3 tRNA genes are annotated in these 232 nt (G+C 54.3%); all 3 read left to right on the forward strand.

Annotation, left to right across the window (positions count from 1 at the left end):
• The first annotated feature begins 2 nt into the window (after positions 1-2).
• The 3 genes from FC77_RS07785 to FC77_RS07795 all read left to right on the forward strand — a co-directional run bounded on the left by FC77_RS07785 (position 3) and on the right by FC77_RS07795 (position 231).
• Positions 3-76: transfer RNA gene (locus FC77_RS07785), tRNA-Met, on the forward strand.
• Positions 77-78: 2 nt separating this feature from the next.
• Positions 79-152, forward strand: a tRNA-Asp gene (locus FC77_RS07790).
• 6 nt (positions 153-158) lie between these two features.
• Positions 159-231, forward strand: a tRNA-Phe gene (locus FC77_RS07795).
• Position 232: the final 1 nt, after the last annotated feature.

Here is a 232-nt window from a genome sequence, read left to right on the forward strand (position 1 = left end):
ATCGCGGGATGGAGCAGTCTGGTAGCTCGTTGGGCTCATAACCCAAAGGTCGTTGGTTCAAACCCAGCTCCCGCAATTGGTCCATTGGAGCAGTGGTTTATCTCGTCTCCCTGTCACGGAGAAGATCGTCAGTTCAAATCTGACATGGACCGTAAGATGGCTCGGTAGCTCAGTCGGTAGAGCAAAGGATTGAAGCTCCTTGTGTCGGCGGTTCGATTCCGTCCCGCGCCAT

It is taken from the genome of Lactobacillus acetotolerans DSM 20749 = JCM 3825 (assembly GCF_001436775.1).
Taxonomy (GTDB): domain Bacteria; phylum Bacillota; class Bacilli; order Lactobacillales; family Lactobacillaceae; genus Lactobacillus; species Lactobacillus acetotolerans.